Source organism: Salmonella sp. HY31, assembly GCF_042604575.1.
GTDB lineage: Bacteria > Pseudomonadota > Gammaproteobacteria > Enterobacterales > Enterobacteriaceae > Salmonella > Salmonella diarizonae.
This window is the reverse complement of the sequence record NZ_CP170479.1, coordinates 1-26,265: the sequence shown is the minus strand read 5'-3', so window position 1 is coordinate 26,265 and position 26,265 is coordinate 1. Positions and strand designations below refer to the sequence as shown.

At 50.9% G+C, this 26,265-nt stretch carries 18 protein-coding genes and 1 pseudogene; 8 read left to right on the top strand and 11 right to left on the bottom strand.

Going from position 1 to position 26,265, the window contains the following annotated elements:
• Positions 1-4: 4 nt before the first annotated feature.
• Genes torD through torC form a run of 3 tightly spaced genes read right to left on the bottom strand, consistent with a single transcriptional unit; the run spans position 5 to position 4,356 of the window.
• On the bottom strand, positions 5-637 hold the full coding sequence (gene torD, locus ACE15A_RS00095) for a molecular chaperone TorD (RefSeq protein ID WP_053511025.1): 633 nt from the start codon (positions 635-637) through the stop codon (positions 5-7).
• Positions 630-3,182, bottom strand: a complete 2,553-nt coding sequence (gene torA / locus ACE15A_RS00090; protein WP_064055877.1) for a trimethylamine-N-oxide reductase TorA — start codon at positions 3,180-3,182, stop codon at positions 630-632. The genes torD and torA overlap by 8 nt, the downstream gene beginning before the upstream one ends.
• Positions 3,172-4,356 carry a pentaheme c-type cytochrome TorC gene (gene torC / locus ACE15A_RS00085; protein WP_053511027.1) on the bottom strand — a complete coding sequence of 395 codons (1,185 nt, stop codon included), beginning with the start codon at positions 4,354-4,356 and terminating at the stop codon, positions 3,172-3,174. Before torC ends, torA begins: the two co-directional genes overlap by 11 nt.
• Positions 4,357-4,485: 129 nt before the next feature.
• On the opposite strand from torC, the gene torR reads away from it, so the two are divergent.
• Complete coding sequence (torR, locus tag ACE15A_RS00080; protein ID WP_023247216.1) at positions 4,486-5,178, top strand: two-component system response regulator TorR; 693 nt, start codon at positions 4,486-4,488, stop codon at positions 5,176-5,178.
• Here torR and torT read toward each other — a convergent pair.
• Complete coding sequence (gene torT, locus ACE15A_RS00075) at positions 5,151-6,191, bottom strand: TMAO reductase system periplasmic protein TorT (protein WP_023247215.1); 1,041 nt, start codon at positions 6,189-6,191, stop codon at positions 5,151-5,153. The two genes, torR and torT, sit on opposite strands and share 28 nt — an antisense overlap.
• Positions 6,192-6,270: 79 nt before the next feature.
• On the opposite strand from torT, the gene torS reads away from it, so the two are divergent.
• The gene (torS, locus tag ACE15A_RS00070; RefSeq protein ID WP_053511029.1) at positions 6,271-9,009 is read left to right on the top strand and encodes a TMAO reductase system sensor histidine kinase/response regulator TorS; all 2,739 of its coding nucleotides are present in this window, start codon (positions 6,271-6,273) and stop codon (positions 9,007-9,009) included.
• A gap of 618 nt (positions 9,010-9,627) precedes the next feature.
• On the opposite strand, the gene ACE15A_RS00065 is transcribed toward torS, so the two are convergent.
• Both ACE15A_RS00065 and ACE15A_RS00060 read right to left on the bottom strand, forming a co-directional pair.
• On the bottom strand, positions 9,628-10,029 hold the full coding sequence (locus ACE15A_RS00065; RefSeq protein WP_053511031.1) for a hypothetical protein: 402 nt from the start codon (positions 10,027-10,029) through the stop codon (positions 9,628-9,630).
• A gap of 2 nt (positions 10,030-10,031) precedes the next feature.
• Positions 10,032-12,320, bottom strand: coding sequence for a hypothetical protein (locus ACE15A_RS00060; protein WP_053511033.1), 2,289 nt, complete (start codon positions 12,318-12,320; stop codon positions 10,032-10,034).
• Positions 12,321-12,485: 165 nt separating this feature from the next.
• On the opposite strand from ACE15A_RS00060, the pseudogene ACE15A_RS00055 reads away from it, so the two are divergent.
• A pseudogene (locus ACE15A_RS00055) lies at positions 12,486-13,002 on the top strand (transposase); the annotation flags it as partial.
• 107 nt (positions 13,003-13,109) lie between these two features.
• On the opposite strand, the gene yidA reads toward ACE15A_RS00055, so the two are convergent.
• Entirely contained in the window at positions 13,110-13,955 is an 846-nt protein-coding gene (yidA, locus tag ACE15A_RS00050) for a sugar-phosphatase (RefSeq protein ID WP_000985581.1), read from the bottom strand.
• Positions 13,956-14,523: 568 nt separating this feature from the next.
• Here yidA and ACE15A_RS00045 point away from each other — a divergent pair.
• From ACE15A_RS00045 to ACE15A_RS00025, 5 genes are read left to right on the top strand one after another with little or no spacing between them, the layout of a single operon-like run.
• The gene (locus ACE15A_RS00045; RefSeq protein ID WP_053529110.1) at positions 14,524-15,780 is read left to right on the top strand and encodes an MFS transporter; all 1,257 of its coding nucleotides are present in this window, start codon (positions 14,524-14,526) and stop codon (positions 15,778-15,780) included.
• A 30-nt stretch (positions 15,781-15,810) separates the two neighbouring features.
• On the top strand, positions 15,811-16,509 hold the full coding sequence (locus ACE15A_RS00040) for an oligogalacturonate-specific porin KdgM family protein (RefSeq protein ID WP_023247208.1): 699 nt from the start codon (positions 15,811-15,813) through the stop codon (positions 16,507-16,509).
• Positions 16,510-16,523: 14 nt separating this feature from the next.
• Complete coding sequence (locus tag ACE15A_RS00035; RefSeq protein ID WP_064055822.1) at positions 16,524-17,741, top strand: alginate lyase family protein; 1,218 nt, start codon at positions 16,524-16,526, stop codon at positions 17,739-17,741.
• 10 nt (positions 17,742-17,751) lie between these two features.
• Positions 17,752-19,683, top strand: a complete 1,932-nt coding sequence (locus tag ACE15A_RS00030) for a heparinase II/III family protein (protein WP_064055823.1) — start codon at positions 17,752-17,754, stop codon at positions 19,681-19,683.
• Positions 19,684-19,707: 24 nt separating this feature from the next.
• Positions 19,708-20,040 carry a cupin domain-containing protein gene (locus ACE15A_RS00025; RefSeq protein ID WP_053511040.1) on the top strand — a complete coding sequence of 111 codons (333 nt, stop codon included), beginning with the start codon at positions 19,708-19,710 and terminating at the stop codon, positions 20,038-20,040.
• A gap of 64 nt (positions 20,041-20,104) precedes the next feature.
• Here ACE15A_RS00025 and gyrB read toward each other — a convergent pair whose 3' ends face one another.
• From gyrB to dnaA, 4 genes are all read right to left on the bottom strand, one after another.
• Complete coding sequence (gene gyrB / locus ACE15A_RS00020) at positions 20,105-22,519, bottom strand: DNA topoisomerase (ATP-hydrolyzing) subunit B (protein ID WP_023247204.1); 2,415 nt, start codon at positions 22,517-22,519, stop codon at positions 20,105-20,107.
• Between the two features lie 28 nt (positions 22,520-22,547).
• Positions 22,548-23,621: a DNA replication/repair protein RecF gene (gene recF / locus ACE15A_RS00015; RefSeq protein ID WP_023247203.1), complete on the bottom strand. Its 1,074-nt coding sequence runs from the start codon at positions 23,619-23,621 to the stop codon at positions 22,548-22,550.
• Positions 23,622-23,759: 138 nt separating this feature from the next.
• Complete coding sequence (gene dnaN, locus ACE15A_RS00010; RefSeq protein ID WP_053511042.1) at positions 23,760-24,860, bottom strand: DNA polymerase III subunit beta; 1,101 nt, start codon at positions 24,858-24,860, stop codon at positions 23,760-23,762.
• A 4-nt stretch (positions 24,861-24,864) separates the two neighbouring features.
• Complete coding sequence (dnaA, locus tag ACE15A_RS00005; protein WP_023247201.1) at positions 24,865-26,265, bottom strand: chromosomal replication initiator protein DnaA; 1,401 nt, start codon at positions 26,263-26,265, stop codon at positions 24,865-24,867.

Sequence of the window (26,265 nt, the reverse complement as noted above, 5' to 3'; positions counted from 1 at the left end):
TGGTTTATTCAGCAACAACAATGGATAAATCCTCTTTTTCGTCATCAAAACGAACGATAGCCAACAATAATTGACTTAACGCAGCATAAAAACCATAGGGATCATGCTTAACGCAATTATTTGTAAATTCCGGAAGCCATTCCAGTAATGACGACAATGTTTTCTGGAGTAATTTATTCATTCTCCGTTGTTGGAACGATTCACCCAATGAAAAATGTAAATGGCTGAGTAATTCCAGATAAATTGCCAGGTGATCGGCTGGCTCTTTAAAACCGTCGTTGACCTCCATCCCGGCTTCGAGCAATAAATGTTTAATCATGCCGGATTCCTGCTGCGGGTATTGCGAGGCGTAGGGCAACGCCGATTTTTTATCCGTCATCAGGAATAATCCGCAAAAATCTGCCGCCAGCTCCAACTGCGCATCCTGGCGCAGGCTAAGCGCGGCAATTTTTTGTTCGAGTAACGCCACCGACGCCACCAGCGCTGGCTGGCGCTTTAATAGCGCCAGCCAGTCCGCGATCTCCGCGGACTGTAATTGCATTAACCCTTCATCATCCACTTCCCGGAAAAAGAGTAACGCCAGCCATGCATATACGCAGGCATACTGTTCCTGAGCAAGCGCTGGCTGCTTAATCATGCGGATTCCCCTGCGATGCGGGTACATATTCACACTGCGCGACCATCTCAACCGGACCGTTAAACGCCGTGACGTTATCAATATGGCCGGTATATTTTTCAATTTCCACCAGCGTCGTATGCGCGCTGGTCGCCTGTGCGAGCTGCGATGTACCGATATCCAGCGTTAATACGTTAGGGTTGCCGTACTTACACAACGCGTTGATGTCGCCGCCTTTATCAGGATCGTACCAGGCGCCTTCATGAATTCGCGCCACGCCCGGCGCATAGCGATCGGAAACTACCGCCCCCGCCAGTACCTGCCCGCGTGCATTGAATACCCGCACAATATCACCGTTGCGGATCCCGCGCGCGCTGGCATCCTGTGGGTTAATAAAGACCGGTTCCTTGCCTCCAACGGCATATTGCTGACGCAGCGTTTCCGACTCGCACAGTTGGGAATGCAGACGGAAATCAGGGTGGACGGATTGTAAGTGCAGCGGCCAGCGCTGCGATCCCGGCCCGCCATGCGAGCGTTCGATTTTTTCGAACCACATAGGATGGCCCTGACAATCGTCGTATTGCATGTCGGCGATCGTTTTGGAGTAAATCTCGATCAAACCGCTTGGCGTGCCCAACGGCTCCAGGTCCGGATCTTCACGGAAAGCCTGATGGCGCACAAACATCTGCGGATGATCAAACTCGATGTACTCCTGCTGATTCCAGAACACCTCGAAAGTCGGTAAGTGGATACCGCGACCTTTTCCCTGCTGGCTCCCTTCCTGCCAGATGCGTTTCAGCCAGCCCATTTCATCAAGACCTTCCGTGAATGCCGCTTCACGGTTAAAGCGTCGGCAGAGATCGCGGAAAATATCAAAGTCGTTACGCGCTTCAAACTGCGGCGACACCACCTGTTTCATGGCGATAATGCCGCGGTTAGAATGGTTGCCGAACTGATCGAGGTCGTTACGCTCAAATTGGGTGGTAGCCGGCAAAACGATATCCGCAAAGCGGCAGGTCGAGGTCCACTGGTTATCAATAGCGATGACCGTTTCCAGCTTGCGCCACCCCTCAATAATACGATTAATTTGTTGGTGTCGGTGGAACGGATTGGTCCCGGCGAACACGCACATCTTCAGCGGCGGTAATTTAACCGATTTCCCGTTCCAGTTAATGACCTTCCCGGGGTCAAGGATGGCATCCATAAAACGCGCAATAGGAATGGTGCTGCTGTAGCCTTTGTAATCCGTGCTGTCGTGTACTGGCGGAACGGTCGTCGAACCGGAGAAGCCGCTTAAAATGATCCCCTTACGGCCAGGCGTCCCGGCGCCGTTGTAGTGCCAGCCAAAACCAAAGCCGCCGCCCGGCAAACCAATCTGTCCCAGCATTGCCGCCAGCACGACGACCATCCATGACCACTGTTCGCCATGCTGCATACGTTGTACGCACCAGCCAGCGATGATTTGCGTTCTGTCGCCCGCCATCTGCCGCGCCAACGCGCGGATGGTGTCGGCGTCAATACCGCACAGTTTTTCCGCCCAGGCGGCATCTTTGGACTGTCCATCTTTCTCGCCCAGCAAATAGGGGAGGAACTGGCCAAAACCGACGCAGTAATTATCAAGGAAATTTTTATCGTACAGTTTCTCGCTGTACAGGGTATGCGCCAGCGCCAGTTGTAACGGAACATCCGTCTGAGGGTTAATGGCGATATGTTTGACCTTATCGCGCCCCAGATAATCGTGTGTGGAGGTAACGACCGGGTCGATGCTGATGACCGAGATAGCGCCGCTGGCAACCTTCTCTTTTAATTGTTCATAGTACTGATAGACATCGTGATCCGGGCACCACCAGTTTGCCTGCTGGTTTTTCACCATATCAGACCCCCATAGCACAATCGTTTTACTGTTCTGTAAAACAAGAGGCCATGAAGTTTGCTGTTCGTACACTTCCATTGACCCCACCACGCGCGGCAGAATCACCTGCGCCGCGCCGGTCGAATAGTCCCCCCCCGTGCTGACACTATTGCCATGCAGCGCAATCGCGCGCGCCAGCATCCCGGAGGCGTTATGGAACATGCCGGTAGATTGCCAGCCGCTCGCCGTCAGTAACGCGCTCGGCCCGTAGGTGGTTTGCACCCGCTCCAGTTCCTGATAGAACAGATCCAGCGCTTCATCCCAGGAGACGCGCACAAAACGATTATCGCCGCGCTGCGAGGTGTCGCTTTGATGGCCTTTGCGCATCCAGTCGACGCGCACCATCGGATAGCGAATACGCGCCGCGTTGTGGACGTGATCGGGCAGACCGGCGATCATTTTGGACGGGTATTTATCCTGTTCAAACGGTTTTGCCGCCACAAATCGACCGTCAACCACCGTGGCGCGAATCGCCCCCCAGTGAGAACCGGTAAGGATACCCTCTTTCGTCGCGGCGCCTGGCGCAACGGCATCAGCCGCGCGGGCGCTACGGGGCGTCAGCAGTGACGGCCCCAGCATTCCTGCCACCGTCAAACCGCCGAGCTGCGCCAGAAAACGTCGACGAGAGACGTGTAACGTGTCCTTATTTTTCATTGTGTTCTCCCTTATCGCTGTGCGGCGTGTTGGTGGTATCAGACGCATTCATCTGGAGATATTTCAACAAGGTACGTTCTTCACGCTTATCCAGACTGGTGAAACCGATCATGCCGTTGAGCGTGCCGATCCAGCCATTAGCGTCGAAGTGCGATTTGTCCGGCGCGCCGTGACACTGATTACAGGTGCCGTTATAGAGGGAGTCGGCGTAGGCCCAAATCGGTTTAATGTCATTTACCATGTCGCCTTTTTGCATCCACGCGGTTGCCTGTAATTTGCTCCACTGAGTATTGGTCGCCGCGACGGTGGTCTCTTCCAGCGTTTTCACATGCTGTTGCACATCGCCGCGAATCGAGGCGACAAAAATACGTTTACCGGGCAACTGCGTCAGCACGCGCTGGCGACCGTCCGTCTCCGTCCAGCCTTCGATTTGCACTTGCAGCCAGTCACCGTCCCGTTTAAGGACTTTCACTTCAGAAGCAGGTAACAGCGATCCTGCCGGTTCTTTATCGCCTTTAGCGGCATAAATCGGCTTGATATCCAGCGAATAGAGTGTATCGCCGTCATTATGTGTACTGGCGCTGGCGCGCAGTTCTTCAAACTGTTTGCGGAAACCGCTGCTCATATCCGGTAGCTGGTGGGCAATTCCTTTATGACAGTCGATGCAGGATTGATTTTCTTTAGCGGCGATTTTCATTTGCCGCGCCGCTTCCGGGTTCTGTTTCGCGTGATCCATCGCATCGTAGTTATGGCAGGAGCGACAGGTCGCGGAGTTATTCTCTTTCATGCGCGCCCATTCACGCTCGGCAAGCTCGGCGCGTTTGGCTTCAAATTTTTCCGGGGTATCAATCGAGTGGGCGATAAATGTCTGGTAAAGATCGTTGCTGGCTTCCAGCTTACGTTTCACCATGCCTGGAATATCGGGGGGAATATGGCAGTCGTGGCATTCCGCGCGTACGCCGGAAGCGTTCTGGAAATGTACGGACTGTTTATATTCCTGATACACCGGCTGCATACTATGGCAGCTAACGCAAAACTCTGTCGTACTGGTCAGTTTGATACCGACGTGAGGTAACACGATCAGCGCAACGCCGATCACAATCCCGACAATGACCAGCGCCAGTATCGACCAACGGGCGCTTGGCCTGAGTAGCGCTCTCCAGAGTTTTCGCATAATAGCCCCTGTAATTATATGGTTTAATGCACAGATCTTATTCCGCAAATATGAACAGCGTCACTGGTCAGGATGAACGGGATACGGCAATATATGAACAGATATGAACAGAAAGAGATCGCGCGCAGGATGTCACATCACATTGTTATTGTTGAGGATGAACCTGTTACTCAGGCCAGATTACAGGCCTATTTTGAGCAGGAGGGGTATCGTGTTTCTGTGGCCGACAGCGGCGCGGGCCTGCGCGACATCATGGAGCATGAGCACGTTTCGCTGATCTTGCTGGATATCAATCTCCCCGATGAAAACGGGTTGATGCTGACCAGGGCGCTACGCGAACGCTCCACGGTGGGCATTATTCTGGTGACGGGGCGTTGCGACCAAATCGACCGCATCGTCGGGCTGGAGATGGGCGCGGACGACTACGTCACCAAGCCGCTGGAACTGCGCGAGCTGGTAGTGCGGGTGAAAAATCTTTTGTGGCGCATCGATCTGGCCCACCCCACGCCGCAAAACGCCAATGAAAACTGCTACATGTTTTCCGGTTACTGCCTGAACGTGATGAATCACACGCTGGAGCACAACGGTGAAGCCATTAAGCTTACGCGCGCAGAGTACGAGCTACTGCTGGCCTTTGTGACCAACCCAGGCAAAGTGCTGCATCGCGAACGCCTGCTGCGAATGCTTTCCGCCCGCCGCGTAGAGACCCCGGATCTCCGCACGATTGATGTACTGGTTCGCCGCTTACGCCATAAAATTACGCCGGAACTGCTGGTCACACAGCATGGCGAAGGCTACTTTTTAGCCTCGGAGGTGTATTGATACAGATAGACGGGCCGAAATCCCGGCGGCGATAGCGAACGACGAACGCGCACGCTATCGGCGTTTTTATGCGTCAAAATAAGCACTGGTGGGCTGATATTTTCAGGCACCGGTTGCCCCTGTAAGACCTTAATCGACTGCGCTATCGCTAATTCTCCCTGCCAGGCCATCTGATCGCTGAGCGCCATCAGGATATGGCCGCGTTTTAAACCGCGATAAACCTGATGTGTCAGATAAAATGAGACGATCGTGAGCGGGGTCGTCAAATTCCGCCCTTCGCCCATCGCCGCCTCCGCCGCTATCGCCGACCCGGCTACCACATTAGCATCCGGATGGCGCTCCAGCATTTCCTGGAGTAAGTTTCGCTGCACTTCAATGTCGTTATCGCCCCAGGCGATATCCACAATGTTGATGGCGCTGTCTTTAATCGCCTGACGAAAACCCGCCACCATCTCCTGACTACCACCGGCTTCATCCGGCCCCGGGAAGAGCAAAACGTTAAGCGTTTTTCCTTTGCTCCACTGCGCCAGGAAACGTCCCGGCAGATAGCCCATCTGAAACCACGGCAGACCAACGCGGGTTGCGACGCTGGCATCGTGAATCATGTTCACCAGTTCAATAACCGGCACATTACCGGCATACTGCTCCAGCCCCGGGAAACGATCGGTACTGCTGCCAAGCAGAATAGCGTCGGCGCCCCATTCCCGGCACTGCATCATTTGCTGTTGTTGCGTCGCCAGTTGCCGATAGCCATTCGCTTCCAGCACTTTTAAATCAACGCCATACAATTTGGCCGCTTTTTGCATCCCGTAGTTGACGGACAACCAGTAAGAATCTTTCAGGCTGGGGTATAATGCGCACAGTTTCCAGGGTTTAATCGCATTGACTGACGTTTGCCGCCAGGGAATCGCCCGATCGGCGCGCGTCCAGTGTAGCAGCCCGGTTCCGGCTAACGCCGTTTCTACATTCGAGACGATGATTATCAAAAAAAAGAACGAAATAAGCGCGCGCATGATAGCCCCACCACCGACAAGGTTTTATCCTAATGGTTTTTCCGGCGGCAACTCAACCCATTTCATCCGCGGCGCATAAATGTCAACGCCCTCACTGACCCGCAGATTATGGCTGGCCTTCGCCCTGATGGCGGCGCTCACCCTACTCAGCACCGTGATCGGCTGGATAAGCCTGCGCGTCATTAGTCAGGTGGAGCAAACCAATACGCAAGCGCTGATCCCCACGATGAATATGGCCCGGCAGTTAAGCGAAGCCAGCGCTTATGAGCTCTTTTCCGCGCAAAATCTGACCAATGCCGACAGCGAGAGCGTTTGGCTGGCCCAGGGGAAGATGCTGAAAGCGCAAAGCCTCAAAATTAACCATATATTGCAGGCATTAAGCGAGCAGGGGTTTACTACCTCGGCCATTGCCCGGCAAGAAAAAGAGATCGCACAAACGCTTGGGCAGCAGGGTACGCTGGTCGGTGAAATTCTCACGCTGCGCGCACAGCAACAGCAGTTAAGCCGCCAGATTGCGGAGGCAGCGGAAATCATTGCCGCCCAGGCTCACGGACAGGCCAATAATGCAGCGACATCTGCAGGCGCCACCCAGGCCGGTATTTACGATCTTATCGAAAGCGATAAAGGGGACCAGGCTGAACGCGCGCTTGACCGGCTGATTGATATCGACCTTGAGTATGTGAATCAGATGAATGAGCTCCGGGTCAACGCCCTGCGGTTTAAGCAGCTCATTGTGACCTTAAAAGACGCGCAAGGGCTGAACGATGCCGATGAAACCGATGAAAAGCTTAATCAGTTGGTTAGAATTTTATCCCGCCGCCAGCAACGTATAGAAGATCCGACCGTTCGCGCCCAAATCGCCGACGCGCTGGTGAAAATAAACCAGTACACCACGCTGGTTACCCTATTCCGTAAGGAAAACGCCATCCGCGAACAGCTTCAAACGCTCATGGCAAATAACCTCTTTCAGTTTACCCGCTTCAGTACGGAAGTGTCGCTGTTAGTGAACGCCATTGAGAAACGTAACGAGACTGGTTTAGCACGCCTTAAACACGCCAGTCAGCGTGGGCAAATAGGGTTAGTGATCCTGGGTATCCTGGCGCTGTGCTCATTAAGTTTTATTCTTTGGCGAGTGGTTTACCGTTCCGTATCCCGCCCGCTGGCGCAACAAACGCAGGCCTTACAACGGCTACTGGAGGGCGATATTGACTCGCCGTTCCCGGAGGCGGCTGGCGTCAGCGAACTTGATACCATCAGCCGTCTGATGGAAGCGTTTCGCGCCAACGTGCGCAAATTGAACCGCCACCGTGAGGATTTGGCGGAGCAGGTGCGATCGCAAACGGCGGAGCTTCATGCGCTGGTGCTGGAACACCGACAGGCGCGCGCCGAAGCGGAAAAAGCCAACGAGGCGAAATCAACGTTTCTTGCCGCCATGAGCCATGAAATTCGCACGCCGCTTTACGGCATTCTCGGTACGGTACAATTGCTGGCCGATAAACCGCTCATGGCAAACTACCGCGACGATTTACAGGCCATTAATGATTCAGGCGAATCGCTACTGGCGATTCTTAACGATATTCTTGATTACTCAGCGATTGAAGTAGGTGGAACCAACGTTTCCATTAGCGAGGAGCCGTTTGAACCGCGACAATTATTGAATAGCGCGTTGCATTTAATGCATAGCCGCGTTCAGGTGGCGCTCATCGCCGACTTTAGCGACCAACTCCCCTCAACGCTACAAGGCGATCCGCGCCGGATACGCCAAATTGTGATTAATCTTTTAAGTAATGCGGCGAAATTTACCGATCGCGGCAATATATTGCTGCGCACGTTTTGCGACGATAAAAGCTGGTTTATTGAGGTTGAAGATACCGGATGCGGTATCCCTGAAGAGAAGCTGACGGCTATTTTCAAACCGTTTGTGCAGGCGACAGGACGCCGGGGCGGGACGGGGCTGGGGCTGGCTATCAGCGCCAGCCTGGCAGAGGCGATGGGTGGGACGCTAACCGTCACCAGTACGCTTCATGTTGGCAGTTGTTTTCGTTTACAACTGCCGGTTCGCCACCCCAAACCCGCAAGCAAAAATGCGCTCAGGGAACCGATAAATCTTAACGGACTACGCTTGTTGCTGATTGAAGATAATATGCTGACGCAGCGTATTACCGCTGAAATGCTCACAAGCAAAGGGGTAAAGGTCTCACTTGCTGAAAGCGCGAATGACGCGCTACGCTGTTTAGCCAAAGGCGAGTCCTTTGATGTGGCGCTGGTGGATTTTGATTTACCGGATTATGACGGCTTAACCCTGGCGCAGCAGTTGATGAGTCAGTATCCCGCCATGAAACGCATTGGTTTTAGCGCGCATGTGATAGACGATAATCTCCGTCAGCGTACCGCCGGTCTTTTCTGCGGGATTATTCAGAAACCCATTCCCCGCGAGGAGCTTTACCGCATGATAGCGCATTATTTACAGGGCAAATCTCACAACGCGCGGGCGATGCTGAATGAACATCAGCTTGCCGGCGATATGGCGTCTGTCGGCCCGGAAAAACTCCGACAATGGGTCACGTTATTCAAAGACAGCGCGCTGCCTTTAGTCGAGGAGATCGAGGCGGCGCGCGCCATGAATGACGACGTTAACATTAAGCGGCTGGCGCATAAATTAAAAAGCGGCTGCGCCAGCCTGGGGATGACTCAGGCGACCGATGCCTGTCGGGAGCTGGAAATGCAGCCGCTTAGCGAGATAGATATTAAAACTATCGTGACGCAGGGAGTGACGGCGCTCGACGCATGGATATCGTCCGGTTTCAAAGAGGGATAAGCTCAACGACCCCGGACTAACCTGCCAGTTGTATGGTGATAAAATTGACGCTTGTAAAGGGATTACGCAAGACCCCAGGCAACTGGTAGTAAAAGCACGCCAAAGGATCCTTGCCGAATCCTTTTTTATAATCGCATTTTTATAATGCGCATTACAAAAACACCAGACGTAATTTTTCGTTATAATAAGCATCAATTCGCTATAAATAAACCTGTTATAAACAACACATTATGCTCTTAGCGTACGTTTTCGTCCCATTGGCCCTCACTCCCTGTAAGCAAGAATCCCCGTTCAGCCCGACTGCTGCGCCTTATCCGGTAACTGTTCACTTGAGCCCAACCCAGAAAAGCACGTAAAAACGCCACTGGTAACTGGAGATAGCAGGAACGTGAGAGTGAAAAAGTTACTTTGTCGTTTGAAGAAGCCAGTTTGAAGCAGCTAAACAAAGTGTACTGCTTTGGTGACTGTTCCTGTGAAGATCAGTTATCGCCCGGTTTTGGCAAGTTTGCTGCTCGACGAAACCGAACCAACCTGTCTTCCTGCGGTTTTTTTCGTTTACAGAGCAAAGGATTACGACGTTCCATGGAGGATCTCAAGAAGATCCTCCACATGATTTAATTAACCATCAACAGAACTAACAAAGTCAGACAACAACTTTTTAAGCGAAATTGTTTCATCCAAAACGCACTGTTTATTTAAAAGCATTCCGTTTTGCCCTCCAGTCTTCAGCCACAAGTCACATTTCCCATCAATGTATTTACGCTGGTTATCAGTAAATAACTTAAGTTCTACAATATTACCATCCTCTGGAGAGGTTATATCGCCATGCTTACCAATGAATGAATCTATTGACTTGTTCTGTGCGTTTATTTCTGAGTCAATGCACTCCGTTGACATGGGGTTATTTACTGTCTTAGATATACAATCAGTGTACTCTTTACTATATTCACTCACATTTTGTGAGAATGTAGAAAAAGACATTACAAAGATAGTCACACCAACAAAATTAATAAACCTCATAATTACTCAACCTCATAATTATATTGAGTCAAATCCAATAATTTGCTTTTCTCACTTACGACTCTATCCTTCAACCCAGACCAAAGAGTGGGGGAACTAGCAAATTTTGTTTCTACATGCGCGTACTTATAATCTTGCACCGCAGTTATAATTTGAGCATCAGTAGCATTTTCAAAAGAAAATTCTTTTGTAGCTTTAATTATAATGTCTGTATATGGTCCATATTGGACTGAAGTAGACCATATCATGTCATGTATAGCCGCTCGCTTATGCTTTATATTAATCCCTTTTTTACCCAGAAATCCTAGCTGTACTTCATAATGAGTTTTCTTTATAAAAAGATATTGTTCGTGAGCAAAATCCTCTTTATGCTCGCTAGCTATCTTTTTCCACTCAGTATTAAATTCTTGTGTCCCAACCTGCAAACCAGTGAGTCTATCTTTATATTTTGATTGCTGAATATAATCCTGAACAACGCCTGGTTTAGAAGATAACTGATAGCATCCATACGAAGCGCCACCATGATCCCCCCGCCCTGAAGACACAACTCCAGGTCCTCTTCCACCGGACTCATAGTGTTCTGACGTTGTACCCAGCACCCACACCTTAGCATTCATAGCAATAGCATCGAGAAACACCAGCGGATGCATATGCCACGGATTTTCCACCATCCCCGCCACACGATGCATCCAGCGCAGGTCAATCAGGAACTTCTCGCTGTAGGCGTACCATTCCGGCGCTTCTTTTTTTAGCTGCGGCGTAAAAAACGTTTTCCACACAGGCGCTTCCGACGAGTAATACCAGTCACTGGGGTGCTTCACGCACAGCCGATAAAGGTGGTCACGCATTGACGGATTCTGCACCGCACGCCGGTACTGTTCCGGGTTATACTGGGGGGATTTCGCATCGTCAATCCTGTCCAGTAGTTGCCGGTAGTTAAACGCCACCGCCTTGCTGTAGGGTTTCCCGTCATTGTCCGCCACGCTGAAAAACCGCTCAAAAATCGTCTTCACCAGCCCTTTCGGCTGCGTCTTCCCGTCGAGATGGTCAAAGCTCGCCGGGCTGTCTTCTGTCGTCTCAAAACCCCGGCCGGCCAGATCGTACCGGGACAACAACTGCATATCCGACTCCGCCAGCAGCCCCCGCGACGACCCGCCCGGCCAGTAGCGTTTACCCTCTTTGTCCGTCACTGCCTGCCCGGACAGCGCCATCACCGTTTCGGTCTGCGTGGTTATCAGCCCCTTCTGTATTTCTCCGCCGCTGAATTGCAGGTACACCGGAATGTCCTTCGGACAGCGGGCAAAGGCGGGCATGTCGCGCCCCGTGCCTTCCGGGTTGCTCAGGAAGTGCGGCAGGTCGTCCGTCGTCAGGCATTCGATATGCACCTGATAGCGTTTTTCATGTCCGTCTTCACCGGGCACCTGAAACCAGCCCAGATGACCCACCGGGTCCCCGGCCTTAATCGGGTAAGGGGTCGGGCACACCACCGTATCAAACTGCACCGTTTCACGTGACGGCGGCAGGAACGGGGACCACCACGCCGGACGGGTGGCGCTGTCGCGGGCCGGAACCAGATTCTCTCTGTCGCACACCGTCCACACCCGGTCCCCGGTGCTCAGGCTCATGCAGCCCGTGACCGGCTCCGCCAGCGTGACGTGCGCATACTGCCGCCCGTTGCTCCCGGTCATGGTGTCGGCGCTGACCGCTTTATCCCATGTCACCCGCGTGCCGGACGGCAGCTCTGCCGCCACCCACTGCCGGGACGCATCCACATACGCCTTCAGGCGCTGGCCGTCAGCCACCTGAAACGCTGTACTGTCCCGCTCCGGGTAGGCCAGCCAGGGCGCGAGGTGCATATACAGGGTGTAAAAGGTCAGCCCGCTCTCTGCCGTTTTCCCTGGCTGAATACGGTGGCGAATAAGCACAAAAGACCCGGAGTAGCATAAATCCCCCCAGTACCACGGCACGCTGAGGTAATCCCGGTTAATCCGGTAGGCCACCACCTCACCGTCCGCCATGCAGCGCACGGCCTGCTCCCCCGGAAACGGTACCGGGAAATCCACCGCCTCATTCATCGCCTGACCGCTGAGCGCATACCACGGCGTGGTGGTGTCACTAATGTGAATGCCGCCGTGCCACATGCCATTGCGGCCGATAAGCCAGTGCCCGGTGGCCTCGCCCTCCAGATGCGCCAGCATCTCCTCCAGGTTACTGAACTCCCCGCCCCGGTTATTTTTCGGCACCGGCCAGCGAATGGCCGGGAGCTGCGGGCCGTTTTCCGGATTCGACATAGAAAATCCTTTTAGTTTGTCTGGTTAAGTATGGGTCCATCATACATCGGCCGGAACTTAACCAAAATTACCCCAGTTGTCGCAATATGTTACCGGGCCCCCCCCCCGAAAAATCGGTGTGTTGATAAGTAGAATTTTCTCATCACCTAAACCGGGAAGATCTCTATGAAAAAATCACGTTTTACTGACAGCCAGATCATGTCCATCCTGAAGCAAGCCGAGGCCGGAGCACCTGTGGCTGAACTGTGTCGTGAGCATGGCATGAGCAATGCAGTTTCTATAAGTGGCGTTCACGTTTTGGCGGTATGGAGCCTCCATGATGACCCGTTTGAAAAAGCTGGAAGATGGAAATCTCCGCCTCAAAAAAATGTATGCTGAGGAGTGACTTAAAGCCGAAATCATTCAGAAGGCCGTGGCAAAAAAGTGGTGACGCCATCGCGTCGAAAGCCGATGACACAGCACGCGGTCAGAAGTCGAAACGTCAGCATGCGTTTTGCCTGTAAGCTGTTTTTAGTCAGCGAAAGTTGCTATCGCTATCAGCCTCAATTGAATGCAGAAAATGACCTCAATTGCCGAATGGCTGTTCTGCATCACTGACAGTCAGCGCAACTGGGGATTTGGTCTGTGTTATTTGTACCATGTCAACAATGTAGTTGTGTTGCACTACAATTTAGATCACAAAAACGACAATTGGCTATGAGAACGTTATAAGACGTAAACGAAAGACATAAAAAAACCCGCAACAAGCGCGGGTCGTTAAGCGCGTATTCGCCCGATGGCGACTATGCCTTATCGGGCGGGAAAATGGCCGGATGAGTGGTCGGGGTTCAGCACAAATTTTTCGATAGCCCAGGCGACACCATCTTCCAGATTTGATTTAGTGACGAAGTTGGCAACCTCTTTTACCGACGGAATGGCGTTGTCCATCGCCACGCCCATGCCGGCAAACTCAATCATCGCAATGTCATTTTCCTGATCGCCAATCGCCATCACCTCTTCCGGCTTGATGCCCAGCGCGTCGGCCAGCGATTTTACGCCCGTACCTTTATTGACGCGTTTATCGAGGATTTCAAGGAAGTACGGCGCGCTTTTCAGCACGGTGTACTTCTCTTTTACTTCCGCCGGAATGCGCGCGATAGCCTTATCAAGGATCGCGGGTTCATCAATCATCATGACTTTCAGGAACTGCGTCGCCGGGTCCATTTTCTCTGCTTCGCAGAACACCAGCGGAATGGTCGCGACATAGGATTCATGTACGGTGTAGTAGCTGATATCGCGGTTGGCAGTATAGAGCGTGTTGCGATCCAACGCGTGGAAGTGAGACCCCACTTCGCGGGATAGCTGCTCAAGGAAACGATAATCGTCATAGCTCAGCGCTGTTTGCGCCACCGTACTGCCATCACCGGCTTTCTGCACCAGAGCGCCGTTATAGGTGATGCAGTAGTCGCCGGGTTGTTCCATATGAAGTTCTTTCAGATAGCTGTGAACGCCCGCATATGGACGCCCCGTGGTCAGCACCACGTTCACCCCTTTTTCGCGGGCTGCAGCAACCGCGTTTTTAACGGCAGGCGAAATGGTGTGATCGGGCAGCAGAAGGGTGCCATCCATGTCGATAGCAATAAGTTTGATAGCCATGAGTTCCCCGGATGAAATGAGTACTGGCCCATGCTAACGCGATTCGGCACAAAAAACAGCTATCAAAAGGGGCTGGATTACGACAAAAGAATCCCCGTTATGGCTAACGCTTACCGCTTTACTCCACAGGTCCATAATTGTTGCATATCAGTACGGTCATTAATTTTATATGAGATTTAACACTCGCAGCCTTCATGCATCCAAACAATAAAAAAGCCAATGCTTAATGACTTAGATTATAACAATGGCGCACTCTATTTTTTAATTAAATACTAATTATCTATGCTTTTTTGTTTTTACATTTAATAAAAATATGTATATTTCATTATTTTTAAAAATAGTCACTAAGCCTTTGTGAAAAACCACATAACCTCATAAAAAAAATAAAAATTATTAAATCTGGTAGGTTTTTTTATACATAAAATATTTTGCGTATCTTTTAGCTTTATGTAAGTGTGAATTTCCTCACGGAAATTAATATTAAATTTGAGTTTCATGCATACGAAACAACGTTTCATTTTTTAATGACCAATGTTTCTTAAAACCAACTGTATACATGAGACCAACAATGAAAATTAAGAATCTACGATGGTACATCATCGTCCTTGTGATGTTGGGCACCATTACCAACTATCTGGCAAGAAGTACCCTTGGCGTTGCTGCGCCTGAGATGATGAGAACATTGGGGCTATCGAGCGAGCAGTATTCCTGGATTGTCTCCGTCTTTCCTTTTACCTATGCAATCGGTGGTATTGCATGCGGCTTTATTATTGACAAGTTTGGCCTACGATTAAGTTTTGCTCTTCTTGCGGCGCTATGGTCTATTTTCAACATGCTGACGGGATTATGCAGTACCTGGCTGCCAATGGCATGGCTACGCGGCGGTTTAGGATTAACCGAGGCTGCCTTTAACCCTGCGGGTATGAAAGTCACAGCGGAATGGTTCCCGGCAAAAGAAAGAGGATTGGCATGCGGTATTTATAGTCTGGGAACATCCGTCGGCGCAATGCTGGCACCACCGCTAGTGGTCTGGGCAATCGTTAATTACAACTGGGAAATGTCGTTTGTCGTAACCGGGGCGATAGGTATTGTGTGGGCAGCGATATGGTACATTTTTTACCGTTCTCCGGAACAACACCCTGCGCTGATAAAGGCAGAATATGACACCGTACAGGCCGATCAGATTGAGGTGGTAAAAGAAAAAGCGACGCTTCGCTCTATCATTACTCACCGTAATTTATGGGCTATTTCATTACCACGTTTTATGGCCGATCCGGCCTGGGGAACGTTGCATTACTGGATGCCACTTTATCTTGTAACCATTCGACATATGGATATGGCGCATATCGCAATGTTCGCCTGGCTGCCTTTCCTGACGGCTGACTTCGGCTGCATCTTTGCCGGTTACATTTCTCGCCTACTGGTTAACCGTGGTATTTGTGTGCTGAATGCCAAACGTATCACATTTACATTTGCCTCTATCCTGATGTTATCAATGGCAGGCGTTGGCTTCGTCACCAATGTTTATGTTGCTCTTGCGCTGTTCTGTATTGCCGGTTTCGCTCATCAGTGTCTGTCTATTACGGTCATCAGTATGTCTTCAGACTTGTTCCCTAAACAAGAAGTGGGGACGGCAACAGGGTTTGCTGCATTTACCGGCAGCATGGGAAATTTCCTGTTTGGTCTTTTTCTGGGGGCTATGGTGACTGTAATTGGTTATAACGCCTTTTTTGTAGGATTAGGGGTATTCGACTTAGTTGGCGCACTCTTTTTATGGGTTCTTATAAAAACGCCTAAAAAAAGCATACAGCCTATCGCTGCATAAATTCTAAAATCTCGGCAAGGAAATAATTTAATGAATAAAACAGCTTTATTGCTGGCGGCTTGTTGTTGTCCTGTAGTCGGCCATGCTATGACTTTTGATATGCGTGGTGGCTATAAAGAGGCCAGCCATAGTTATGAATCTCGCTTTAAAATGAGCCAAAGTTTTAAATCCGGGTACTGGTTAAGTATGGAGACAGATAATAAACAAGGTGACGATAACTTTGATCAGTCTACTGTCAGTTACAATGAAATTGAAGGTAACTATAAATATATATTAAACCCTAAGATTACTATACAGCCAGGGATGATTTATCACTGGAGTGCTGATGGCACACAAATTCGCCCCTACGTCAAATTTGTCTGGAATATGACTGACTCAATTTATTCCGGAGTTCGTTTTCGTTATGACTGGAACCAGTATGATTCTACAGATCTTTCTGGTAATCAGGATAAAGGAAGCGTCGAACGACTGGATTTGTACTTTGGCTGGCAGAATCAATACTGGGGTATTCAGGATAATCCGGTGTTCTATCGTTACGTGAATGATTTCCATTATAATAATGGGAAGAAAAGCGCGTATGAAAATGATCTGGTCGTTAAATATAAACTGAATAAAACCTGGCAACCCTACGTTGAGTGGGATTATATGGAACAGCAAGGTAAATATGACGATGAATCAGGATTAACCGAAAACCGCTTCCGCGTTGGGCTAACAATTAACTTCGAATAAACAGGCTAAATACAATGAAAAGTATAATATATTACCTGGCATTTATTGCCAGTGGGGTTTTCTGCGCCCAAGCTTTCGCTGCAGCGCTACCTCATTGTCTGACTTATGATTGCGAGCAAATGTTGAGTATCAAGCAAAACATTCGCCGCCATGACGCTCAGTATATGCCAGCCTGGCAAGCGCTTTTGCAGCAGGCTGACGCCGCGCTCGGCCATTCCGTTTATTCCGTCACGGATAAAACACTGCTCCCCGCCTCAGGAAACAGGCATGACTATTACAGTTTTGGCCCGTACTGGTGGCCAAATCCTGATAGGAAAGACGGAATGCCCTATATACGTAAAGATGGACAAATCAATCCTGATACAAAAACAGACGGCACCGACAGTAAACGGATGGTGCGGTTCTCCAACGATGTGCAGGCATTGGAGCTAGCCTGGTTTTACAGCGGTAAGGATAAATACGCGAAAAAAGCGCAACAGCTTTTACACGCCTGGTTTCTTGATAGCAAAACCAGGATGAACCCTAACTTGAATTACGCACAAGCGATCCCCGGAAAAGTAAATGGACGTGGTATTGGTATTATTGATACCCGTGTGTTGATTGATGTGGCTGATAGTATTGCTTTACTGGAAACATCCGGGTACATCACGCCGCAAGCGCTCACAGGGTATAAAAAATGGTACGCTGACTATACCCAATGGCTGTTAACAAGCCACAACGGTTTCGAGGAATCAAACTGGTATAACAATCATGGGGCATGGTATGACACACAAGTGACCGCATTTTCCCTCTTTACGGACCAACTACAGCAGGCGCAGCGACAGGTAGAGATCTTCAAATTGCGCCACCTAATTTCTCAGGTAAATGCAGCCGGTGAACTCACGTCTGAAACTGAACGCACTCGTTCCTTTCATTACACCAATTTCGCACTGTCGGCCTATGCGCGTATGGGGCGCTATGGAGAGAAAACGCACAACGATGTCTGGGGATTCGAACTGGATAACCGCACGATGAAAAAAGCGTTTGCTCTGGTTAGCGAGCAAACTGGAAAGCCGCAAAAATCCTGGGTGCATGAAGATATCCGATACACACCTTCCGAAGCAATAGGACCGTTATTAGCGGCTGCAAGGGCGTACCAGGATGCGGAATTCACCAAAAACGCAGCATTACTTGTAAAGGAGAATAACAAAGATATCAATATTCTCATCCCGGGTTCAGTGTTGGTGAAATAACGAGGGCGACATGAAGCAGTTCACACAATCGCAGGTATTACAGGCTCGCAAGCGCATAACACCAGATATAATAAAGGCGCTGATCGCGGTTAATAATGATGTTATTAATAACCCAGTTCTGGTTCCTGAAATCGGATGTGCAACCTGGAATCATTACTTTTTTTGTCCGGATCATAGTGTGCGTTTAATCTGGGATCGCCATTCTCCAGGGTTACATCGCTGCCCTATTGATCACGCAAGTTTTGCTGGTGAACCCTATGATGGCGCATGGTGGCGTTGGCTTAATGGGTTGAATGCAAAAGCATGTTACGAATTAGCGGTACTATGGCTGCTAACGAATGAACCCCACTATCTCAATAAGGTCCGGGATGTTTTGATGCAATACGCCCAATATTATCCAGACTATCAGGAGCATGGTGGCATTCCTTACAATGGTCCGGGTAAAGCGAATGCCCAGACATTATGCGAGGCCAACTGTCATACAGATTTTGCCAGAGGTTTTGACATTATCCGTACAACGTTGACAGCGGAGGAAGACCAATATATTGCAGAACGTCTGTTGCGTTCCGGCGCTGAGTTTTTGATGAAACACCGGTGTAATCAGATCCATAATCACGAAGTCAAAATAAGCACTGCAATCGGCATAATTGGTGCCGTTTTGGACGACAACGTTTATCTCGAATTCGCTATCAATAGTCAGTATGGATTGCGATATCAACTGGAACACGCCTTAATGCCAGACGGTATGTGGTTTGAAGGTTCTCTGCATTACCATTTTTATGCACTACAAGGTTTTTTCACCTATGAAAAAATGGCCAGCGGTTCTGATTACAGCTTACTGAAAACCGCTTATTACCCAAAAATGTTAAGTGTACCACTGACACAGTTAATGCCGGATATGACTTTACCGAAAATTAACGATTGTGTTAATGGTCAGGAAAAACTGACACATACCGATATTTATGAATATGCCTGGTGGTATTACGGCACGCCTGAGTATGGACAGTTATTAAAACAAATCTATAGTCAGCGTCCCCGAAACAGCATCGATGCATTATTTTACGGTAAAACGCTCCCCTCTACGTCTCTTTTACCGCCGCAAGAGACTCTACACACCGCAGAAAGTGGCCTGACTATTATCAGGAATAAGCCAGGACGTGCCATTTGTATCAAACATACTCCCTATGGTGGCGAGCACGATCATTACGATCGTCTGGGGTTAACCGTGTTTAATAATGGCCGGGCCCTTTTTCCAGACCCAGGGACAACGGGCTACGGCGCTCCCTTGCATTACGGTTACTACAAGAACTCCTTTTCACATAATACACTCTGTATTAACGGGAAAAACCAGGCGCCAGCGAATCCCTATGTGGTGTCATATCACGAGGAAAATGGCACGGTACAGCTCATCACAGAAGTCGAATGGAAAAGTACTCCCCTACTCCCGGACAGTAAAACCCGGGTTGAATGGGATGAAGAGGCCTATAAAGACGTTGTTTTTCGCAGAAATATCACCGTAAAGAATGACTTACTGATTGATATCATTACTGTCGATAATCCATTCGACCAGGAAATTAATACTACTTATCTTATTAACGCTGAACCACCGCTTGCTGAATACAAGAAAACGCTCTTTCCCCGTGTTTTCGTGGCGAAGGAAGTTAGCCTGGAGGTTCCAGTGAAACTGACCTGGTGTGCTCCTGATAAATTTAATCTTTACTGCTTATCACTAAGCAATAGTATGCTTTTCCTGGGTAAAGGGCCGAATAATCCTTCAACGTCAGATCTTACTTATCTCACCATGCGCTCTAAAGAAAAACAGGTCGCCCATATCACTGTTACCGATTTTTCCGGTGAAGATGATATCCAGATAAAAATTGAAAATGAGAACCTCATCGTTACGGTAAATAATCTTACTGCTCATTTAATCCCTTTAGCATAACTCATTACTGAAAGAGAAAAATCAATGTTCGTATTACACAATGATACCGTGAAGAATAGCGTGGGGAATGGGGTTTCCAGACAGATCCTCGCCCACAGTGGTTCCCTGATAGCAGTAGAAGTGGAGTTTACTGAAGGCGCTATCGGGCCATTACATAGTCATCCCCATGAACAGCTTACTTATGTGCTTGCGGGCGAGTTCAAATTTACTATCGGCAATGAGTCGCAGGTGGTAAAACAGGGTGATACGTTGTACAAGCGACCCAATATTATGCATGGCTGCGTCTGTCTGAAAGCAGGAAAGCTGTTGGATATTTTTACACCGATTCGGGACGATTTTTTATTGGCCAGCAAATGATCTAAAAACTTACTGAAAAAACGCCTGAAATATTCAGGCGTTTTTCACTGAGGCAAAAGAACCATCAGATATCGATATTCGCCGCTTTCAGGGCGTTCTCTTCGATAAAGGCACGACGCGGTTCAACGGCGTCGCCCATCAGCGTGGTGAACAACTGGTCGGCAGCAATCGCATCTTTGACGGTCACGCGCAGCATACGGCGGCTTTCCGGGTCCATTGTGGTTTCCCACAGCTGATCCGGGTTCATTTCACCCAGACCTTTATAACGCTGGATAGCCAGACCGCGACGTGATTCTTTCACCAGCCACTCCAGCGCCTGCTCGAAGCTGGTTACCGGCTGACGACGCTCGCCGCGTTCGATAAACGCGTCCTCTTCAATCAGACCGCGCAACTTCTCGCCCAGCGTGCAGATACGACGATACTCCGCGCCAGTCACAAACTCGTGATCCAACGGATAATCGGTATCCACGCCGTGCGTACGCACGCGAACGATCGGCTCGAACAGATTCTGTTCCGTATTAGTATGAACATCGAACTTCCACTGGCTGCCGTGCTGCTCTTTCTCATTCAGCTCGGTAATCAGCGCATTCACCCAACGCGTTACGGTCTGCTCATCAGAAAGATCGGCTTCGGTCAGAGTTGGCTGATACACCAGCTCTTTGAGCAGCGCTTTCGGGAAGCGGCGCTCCATACGCCCAATCATTTTCTGCGTGGCGTTATATTCAGACACCAGTTTTTCTAACGCTTCGCCGGACAGCGCCGGCGCGCTGGCGTTCGCGTGCAGAGTCGCACCGTCAAGCGCGATGGAAATCTGATACTGATCCATCGCTTCATCGTCTTTAATGTACTGTTCCTGCTTGCCTTTCTTCACTTTGTACAGCGGCGGCTGGGCAATGTAGACATGGCCGCGCTCGACGATTTCCGGCATCTGACGATAGAAGAAGGTCAACAGCAGCGTACGGATGTGCGAGCCGTCGACGTCCGCATCGGTCATGATGATGATGCTGTGATAACGCAACTTGTCCGGGTTGTACTCGTCGCGACCGATACCGCAACCCAACGCGGTAATCAGCGTCGCCACTTCCTGGGAAGAGAGCATCTTGTCGAAGCGCGCTTTCTCGACGTTGAGGATTTTACCTTTCAGCGGCAGAATCGCCTGGTTCTTGCGGTTACGCCCCTGCTTCGCAGAGCCGCCCGCGGAGTCCCCTTCCACCAGGTACAGTTCAGACAGCGCCGGATCGCGTTCCTGACAATCCGCCAGCTTGCCCGGCAGACCGGCTAAGTCCAGCGCGCCTTTACGACGGGTCATTTCACGGGCGCGACGCGCCGCTTCACGCGCACGGGCGGCGTCGATAATTTTGCCGACGACAATTTTCGCGTCAGATGGGTTTTCCAGCAGGTATTCACTCAGCAGTTCGTTCATCTGCTGTTCCACTGCCGATTTCACCTCGGAAGAGACCAGCTTGTCTTTGGTCTGCGAGGAGAATTTCGGGTCCGGCACCTTCACGGAAACGACCGCAATCAGGCCTTCACGAGCATCGTCGCCGGTGGCGCTAACTTTGGCTTTTTTGCTGTAGCCTTCTTTGTCCATGTAGGCGTTCAGGGTACGGGTCATCGCCGCACGGAAGCCTGCCAGGTGGGTACCGCCATCGCGCTGCGGAATGTTGTTGGTAAAGCAGTAGATGTTTTCCTGAAAACCGTCGTTCCACTGTAGCGCCACTTCGACGCCGATACCGTCTTTTTCGGTGGAGAAGTAGAAGATATTCGGGTGGATCGGCGTTTTATTCTTGTTCAGATATTCAACAAACGCCTTGATGCCGCCTTCGTAGTGGAAATGATCTTCTTTGCCGTCGCGCTTGTCGCGCAGGCGGATGGAGACGCCAGAGTTCAGGAATGACAGTTCACGCAGGCGTTTCGCCAGAATCTCATATTCAAACTCAGTGACATTGGTGAACGTTTCGTGGCTCGGCCAGAAACGGACCATCGTACCGGTTTTATCGGTATCGCCAGTGACGGCCAGCGGTGCCTGCGGCACGCCGTGCTCGTAGATCTGACGGTGAGTTTTGCCATCTCGCTGGATAACCAGTTCCAGTTTTTGCGACAGGGCGTTGACTACCGAGACACCCACGCCGTGCAGACCGCCGGAGACTTTATAGGAGTTATCGTCAAATTTACCGCCCGCGTGCAGAACGGTCATGATCACTTCCGCCGCTGAGACACCTTCTTCCGGGTGAATCCCGGTCGGAATGCCACGGCCATCATCCGTTACAGATACGGAGTTATCGGCGTGAATAGTCACGACGATATCTTTACAGTGACCTGCGAGCGCTTCGTCGATAGCGTTATCTACCACCTCGAATACCATGTGGTGCAGACCGGTGCCGTCATCCGTGTCGCCGATATACATACCCGGGCGCTTACGCACCGCATCCAGCCCTTTCAGGACTTTGATACTGGAGGAGTCATAAGAATTCGACATCAACGTTTCTCGCTCATTTAATCTTGGGTTAATCCGTTATTTTACCTTTTTCTACGCTGAACATCTTCGAATTTTTGTCCGACATGTCCAGAACGTGTTCAGCGCTGATTGCGCTGACAAAGACTTGCGATTGCGTCGCTTTTAAGCGGCTGGCCAGCAGCCCGCGACGCGCATCGTCAAGTTCAGAGGCAAAATCATCTATCAGGTACAGGCAGCGCCGTCCGCTTTCGCGGGTAAGGAACTCGCCCTGCGCCAAACGTAAGGCGCACATCAACAACTTTAGCTGCCCGCGCGACAGGGTATCTTCCACCGGCGCGCCGTCAGCGCGAATGCGAAAGTCCGCTTTATGCGGCCCGTGCGCGGTGTAGGTCAACATACGGTCGCGTTCAAAGCTTCGCTCCAGCACGTCCGCATAGTCTGTCTCTTTCTCCCAGCCGCGCTGGAAAGAGAACGTCAAGGAAAATTCAGGTAAAAACTGCTGACAGGTATCCGCCATGTCCTGTGCAATAGCGCTACTGTACTCCGCCCGCCAGGAGCTAATTTGTTCCGCCAGCGGGATCAACTCTTTATCCCACGGGCGTAGTTGCTCATAACGGCTTACCTGGCGCAGTGCGGCATTACGCTGCTTCAGCAATCGTTTCAGGTTGCTCCAGGCGGTGAAGAATCCGGCTTCGTTGTGAAAGCATCCCCAGTCAAGGAACGCTCTTCTGTATTTGGGGCCGCCATTGAGTAAAGTAAACCCCTCCGGCGTAATCAACTGCATCGGCATTAAATGCGCCAGCTCAGCGACCTTGTGACCGTCAGTACCGTCAATACGGACTTTGCTGTCGCCCTGCTTATCTTTGGTTAACCCAATCGATGTCTCACGCTCCTCGCCCTGCAAGCGCCCGTGAAGAACAAACGCTTCCTGCTCATGACGAATCACGCGGCCAGGCTGCAAACTGCGAAACGCCCGACCGTGGCCAAGCGTATAAATCGCTTCCAGCACGCTGGTTTTGCCGCTGCCGTTCGCGCCAACCAGGAAGTTAAAGCCGGGGGATAAAGCGAGATCCGCATTTTCTATGTTGCGGAAGTCTTTGATTAGCAGTCTGGATAGCGACATATCAACTCATAACCAGGGCGTTATCGGCGCAGTTAGTCTGGTTACGGCCAGCGCACAGCAACCGGAGCGTACTGGAGTACGTGAGGATTGCGAGCACTGCCCGGAGCCAGAATAACAAGTAAGATAGCCCGATATTCTTTACAAGCGCATTGGCATAACAACATAGGCAGCCGACTGTGACGCCGCATCTTCAATCTGTACGCTGGATACGGAATCCGTCAGCATAATGCGCACGGTTTCGCACTTCAGCGCATTGAGCACGTCCAGCACGTAACTGACGTTAAAACCGATTTCCATCTCCGTCCCGCCGTAGCTCACATCCAGAATCTCTTCTGCCTCTTCCTGTTCCGGGTTATTGGCGGTGATTTTGAGCTGATTCTCACTGACATACAGACGCACGCCGCGGAATTTCTCGTTAGAGAGGATCGCCGCGCGGGCAAACGCCTGCTTGAGAATATCGCAGCCCGCTTCCAGATGTTTATCCGGATTCTTCGGCAGAACGCGACGGTAATCCGGGAAGCGACCATCTACCAGCTTCGAGGTAAAGATAAAATCACCAACGTGCGCGCGGATATTATTACTGCCGATCTGCACGCGCAGCGGGTTTTCGCCGCCGTCGAGCATACGCATCAGTTCAATCACGCCTTTACGCGGCACAATCACCGAGTGGCTGGGTAAAGACGCTTCCAGCGGCATTGAGCACACCGCCAGACGGTGGCCGTCAGTCGCGACAGTGCGCAATTCGCTACCTTCCGTTTCAAACAGCATACCGTTTAAATAGTAGCGCACATCCTGATGGGCCATGGAAAACTGGGTCGCTTCAATCAGGCGCTTCATCGTGGCCTGCGGCAGCGTAAATTCAACTTCGCTTTGCCAGTCGTCAAGATTCGGGAAGTCGGCGGCAGGCAGTGTAGATAGCGAGAAGCGGCTACGGCCAGAACGCACCAGCATCCGATCGCCTTCCAACTGAACGGCAATCTCCGCGCCCTCCGGCAGGCCACGGCAGATATCAAAGAATTTCCGCGCCGGCACGGTAGTGGCGCCTGGCTCATGCGACTGAGAAAGCGTAACGCGCGCGACCATCTCCATTTCAAGATCGGTGCCGGTCAGAGAAAGCGTACCGTCCGCTACCTGGAGGAGCAGGTTACCGAGAATCGGCAGTGTAGGACGACCGCCCAGCGGGCCGCTGACCTGCTGAAGCGGTTTTAATAAATGTTCACGTTCAACGGTAAATTTCATAGGATCACGACGACAATGTTCTGATTAAATTTGAAAAATCTTCTTTGATATCGTGGCTTTCTTCACGCAGTTGCTCAATTTTGCGACAGGCATGAAGTACGGTAGTGTGGTCGCGCCCGCCAAACGCATCGCCGATTTCCGGCAGACTGTGGTTGGTGAGCTCTTTTGCCAGCGCCATAGCCATCTGGCGCGGACGTGCTACCGAGCGAGATCGGCGCTTAGAAAGCAGATCTGCAATTTTGATTTTGTAATACTCCGCCACCGTCTTCTGAATATTGTCGATGGTGACCAGTTTTTCCTGTAACGCCAGCAAATCGCGCAACGCTTCGCGCACAAAGTCGATGGTAATCGCCCGGCCGGTAAAGTTGGCATTGGCGATCACCCGGTTCAGCGCCCCTTCCAGTTCACGCACGTTAGAGCGTAGACGTTTGGCGATAAAGAACGCCACCTCGCCCGGCAGACGAATATCATTTTCGTCCGCTTTTTTCATCAGGATCGCCACGCGGGTTTCCAGTTCTGGCGGTTCGATCGCCACTGTCAGCCCCCAACCAAAGCGGGACTTGAGACGATCCTCGACGCCGTTGATCTCCTTCGGATAGCGATCCGACGTCAAAATGATCTGCTGATTGCCTTCCAGCAGAGCGTTAAACGTGTGGAAAAACTCTTCCTGCGATCGTTCTTTATTGGCGAAGAATTGAATATCGTCGATCAGCAATGCGTCAACGGAGCGGTAATAGCGTTTAAACTCTTCGATGGCGTTGTTTTGCAGGGCTTTTACCATGTCCTGCACAAAGCGCTCGGAGTGCATATACACGACTTTCGCGTTGGGTTTGCGCGCCATAATGCCGTTACCCACCGCGTGCAGCAGGTGAGTTTTACCCAGACCGGTGCCGCCATAGAGGAATAACGGGTTATAAGCGCCGCCAGGATTATCCGCCACCTGACGTGCCGCCGCGCGCGCCAGTTGGTTGGATTTACCTTCGACGAAGTTATCAAACGTATGTTTAACGTTAACGTTGGATCGGTAGGTCGGCTCCGCGGGCGCTGGCACGTTATCCCAGCCCGAACGGGCCGCAGGCGCTATGCGCTGCGGCTGCGCCATTGTTGTCTGCGCAGGCGCGACAACGTTATGCACAGGCGTTTTTAGCGTTTGCGTAACGGGCTTTGTTCCCACCTCAAAACGCAGTTGTGGGGCATCCGCGCCGCAGAATGTGTTGAGTAATCCATTGATATTGTTGAGATACTTATCTCTTACCCAATCGAGCACAAAACGGTTTGGCGCATACAAAGCCAGCGTGTTATCGCTCAGTTCCGCCTGCAACGGGCGTATCCACATGCTGAATTCTGTGGCTGGTAACTCATCCTGCAATCGGGCAAGACACTGCTGCCAAAGCGAAAGTGACAC

Bases quoted from the DNA above. Each gene is read 5' to 3' on its own strand.
- torD (WP_053511025.1), bottom strand. From the start codon at position 637: ATGATTAAGCAGCCAGCGCTTGCTCAGGAACAGTATGCCTGCGTATAT.
- ACE15A_RS00035 (WP_064055822.1), top strand. From the start codon at position 16,524: ATGAAAAGTATAATATATTACCTGGCATTTATTGCCAGTGGGGTTTTC.
- ACE15A_RS00065 (WP_053511031.1), bottom strand. From the start codon at position 10,029: ATGAGGTTTATTAATTTTGTTGGTGTGACTATCTTTGTAATGTCTTTT.
- ACE15A_RS00030 (WP_064055823.1), top strand. From the start codon at position 17,752: ATGAAGCAGTTCACACAATCGCAGGTATTACAGGCTCGCAAGCGCATA.
- dnaN (WP_053511042.1), bottom strand. From the start codon at position 24,860: ATGAAATTTACCGTTGAACGTGAACATTTATTAAAACCGCTTCAGCAG.
- ACE15A_RS00045 (WP_053529110.1), top strand. From the start codon at position 14,524: ATGAAAATTAAGAATCTACGATGGTACATCATCGTCCTTGTGATGTTG.
- torT (WP_023247215.1), bottom strand. From the start codon at position 6,191: ATGCGCGCGCTTATTTCGTTCTTTTTTTTGATAATCATCGTCTCGAAT.
- torC (WP_053511027.1), bottom strand. From the start codon at position 4,356: ATGCGAAAACTCTGGAGAGCGCTACTCAGGCCAAGCGCCCGTTGGTCG.
- ACE15A_RS00060 (WP_053511033.1), bottom strand. From the start codon at position 12,320: ATGTCGAATCCGGAAAACGGCCCGCAGCTCCCGGCCATTCGCTGGCCG.
- torA (WP_064055877.1), bottom strand. From the start codon at position 3,182: ATGAAAAATAAGGACACGTTACACGTCTCTCGTCGACGTTTTCTGGCG.
- recF (WP_023247203.1), bottom strand. From the start codon at position 23,621: ATGTCGCTATCCAGACTGCTAATCAAAGACTTCCGCAACATAGAAAAT.
- yidA (WP_000985581.1), bottom strand. From the start codon at position 13,955: ATGGCTATCAAACTTATTGCTATCGACATGGATGGCACCCTTCTGCTG.
- torR (WP_023247216.1), top strand. From the start codon at position 4,486: ATGTCACATCACATTGTTATTGTTGAGGATGAACCTGTTACTCAGGCC.
- gyrB (WP_023247204.1), bottom strand. From the start codon at position 22,519: ATGTCGAATTCTTATGACTCCTCCAGTATCAAAGTCCTGAAAGGGCTG.
- ACE15A_RS00040 (WP_023247208.1), top strand. From the start codon at position 15,811: ATGAATAAAACAGCTTTATTGCTGGCGGCTTGTTGTTGTCCTGTAGTC.
- torS (WP_053511029.1), top strand. From the start codon at position 6,271: ATGTCAACGCCCTCACTGACCCGCAGATTATGGCTGGCCTTCGCCCTG.
- ACE15A_RS00025 (WP_053511040.1), top strand. From the start codon at position 19,708: ATGTTCGTATTACACAATGATACCGTGAAGAATAGCGTGGGGAATGGG.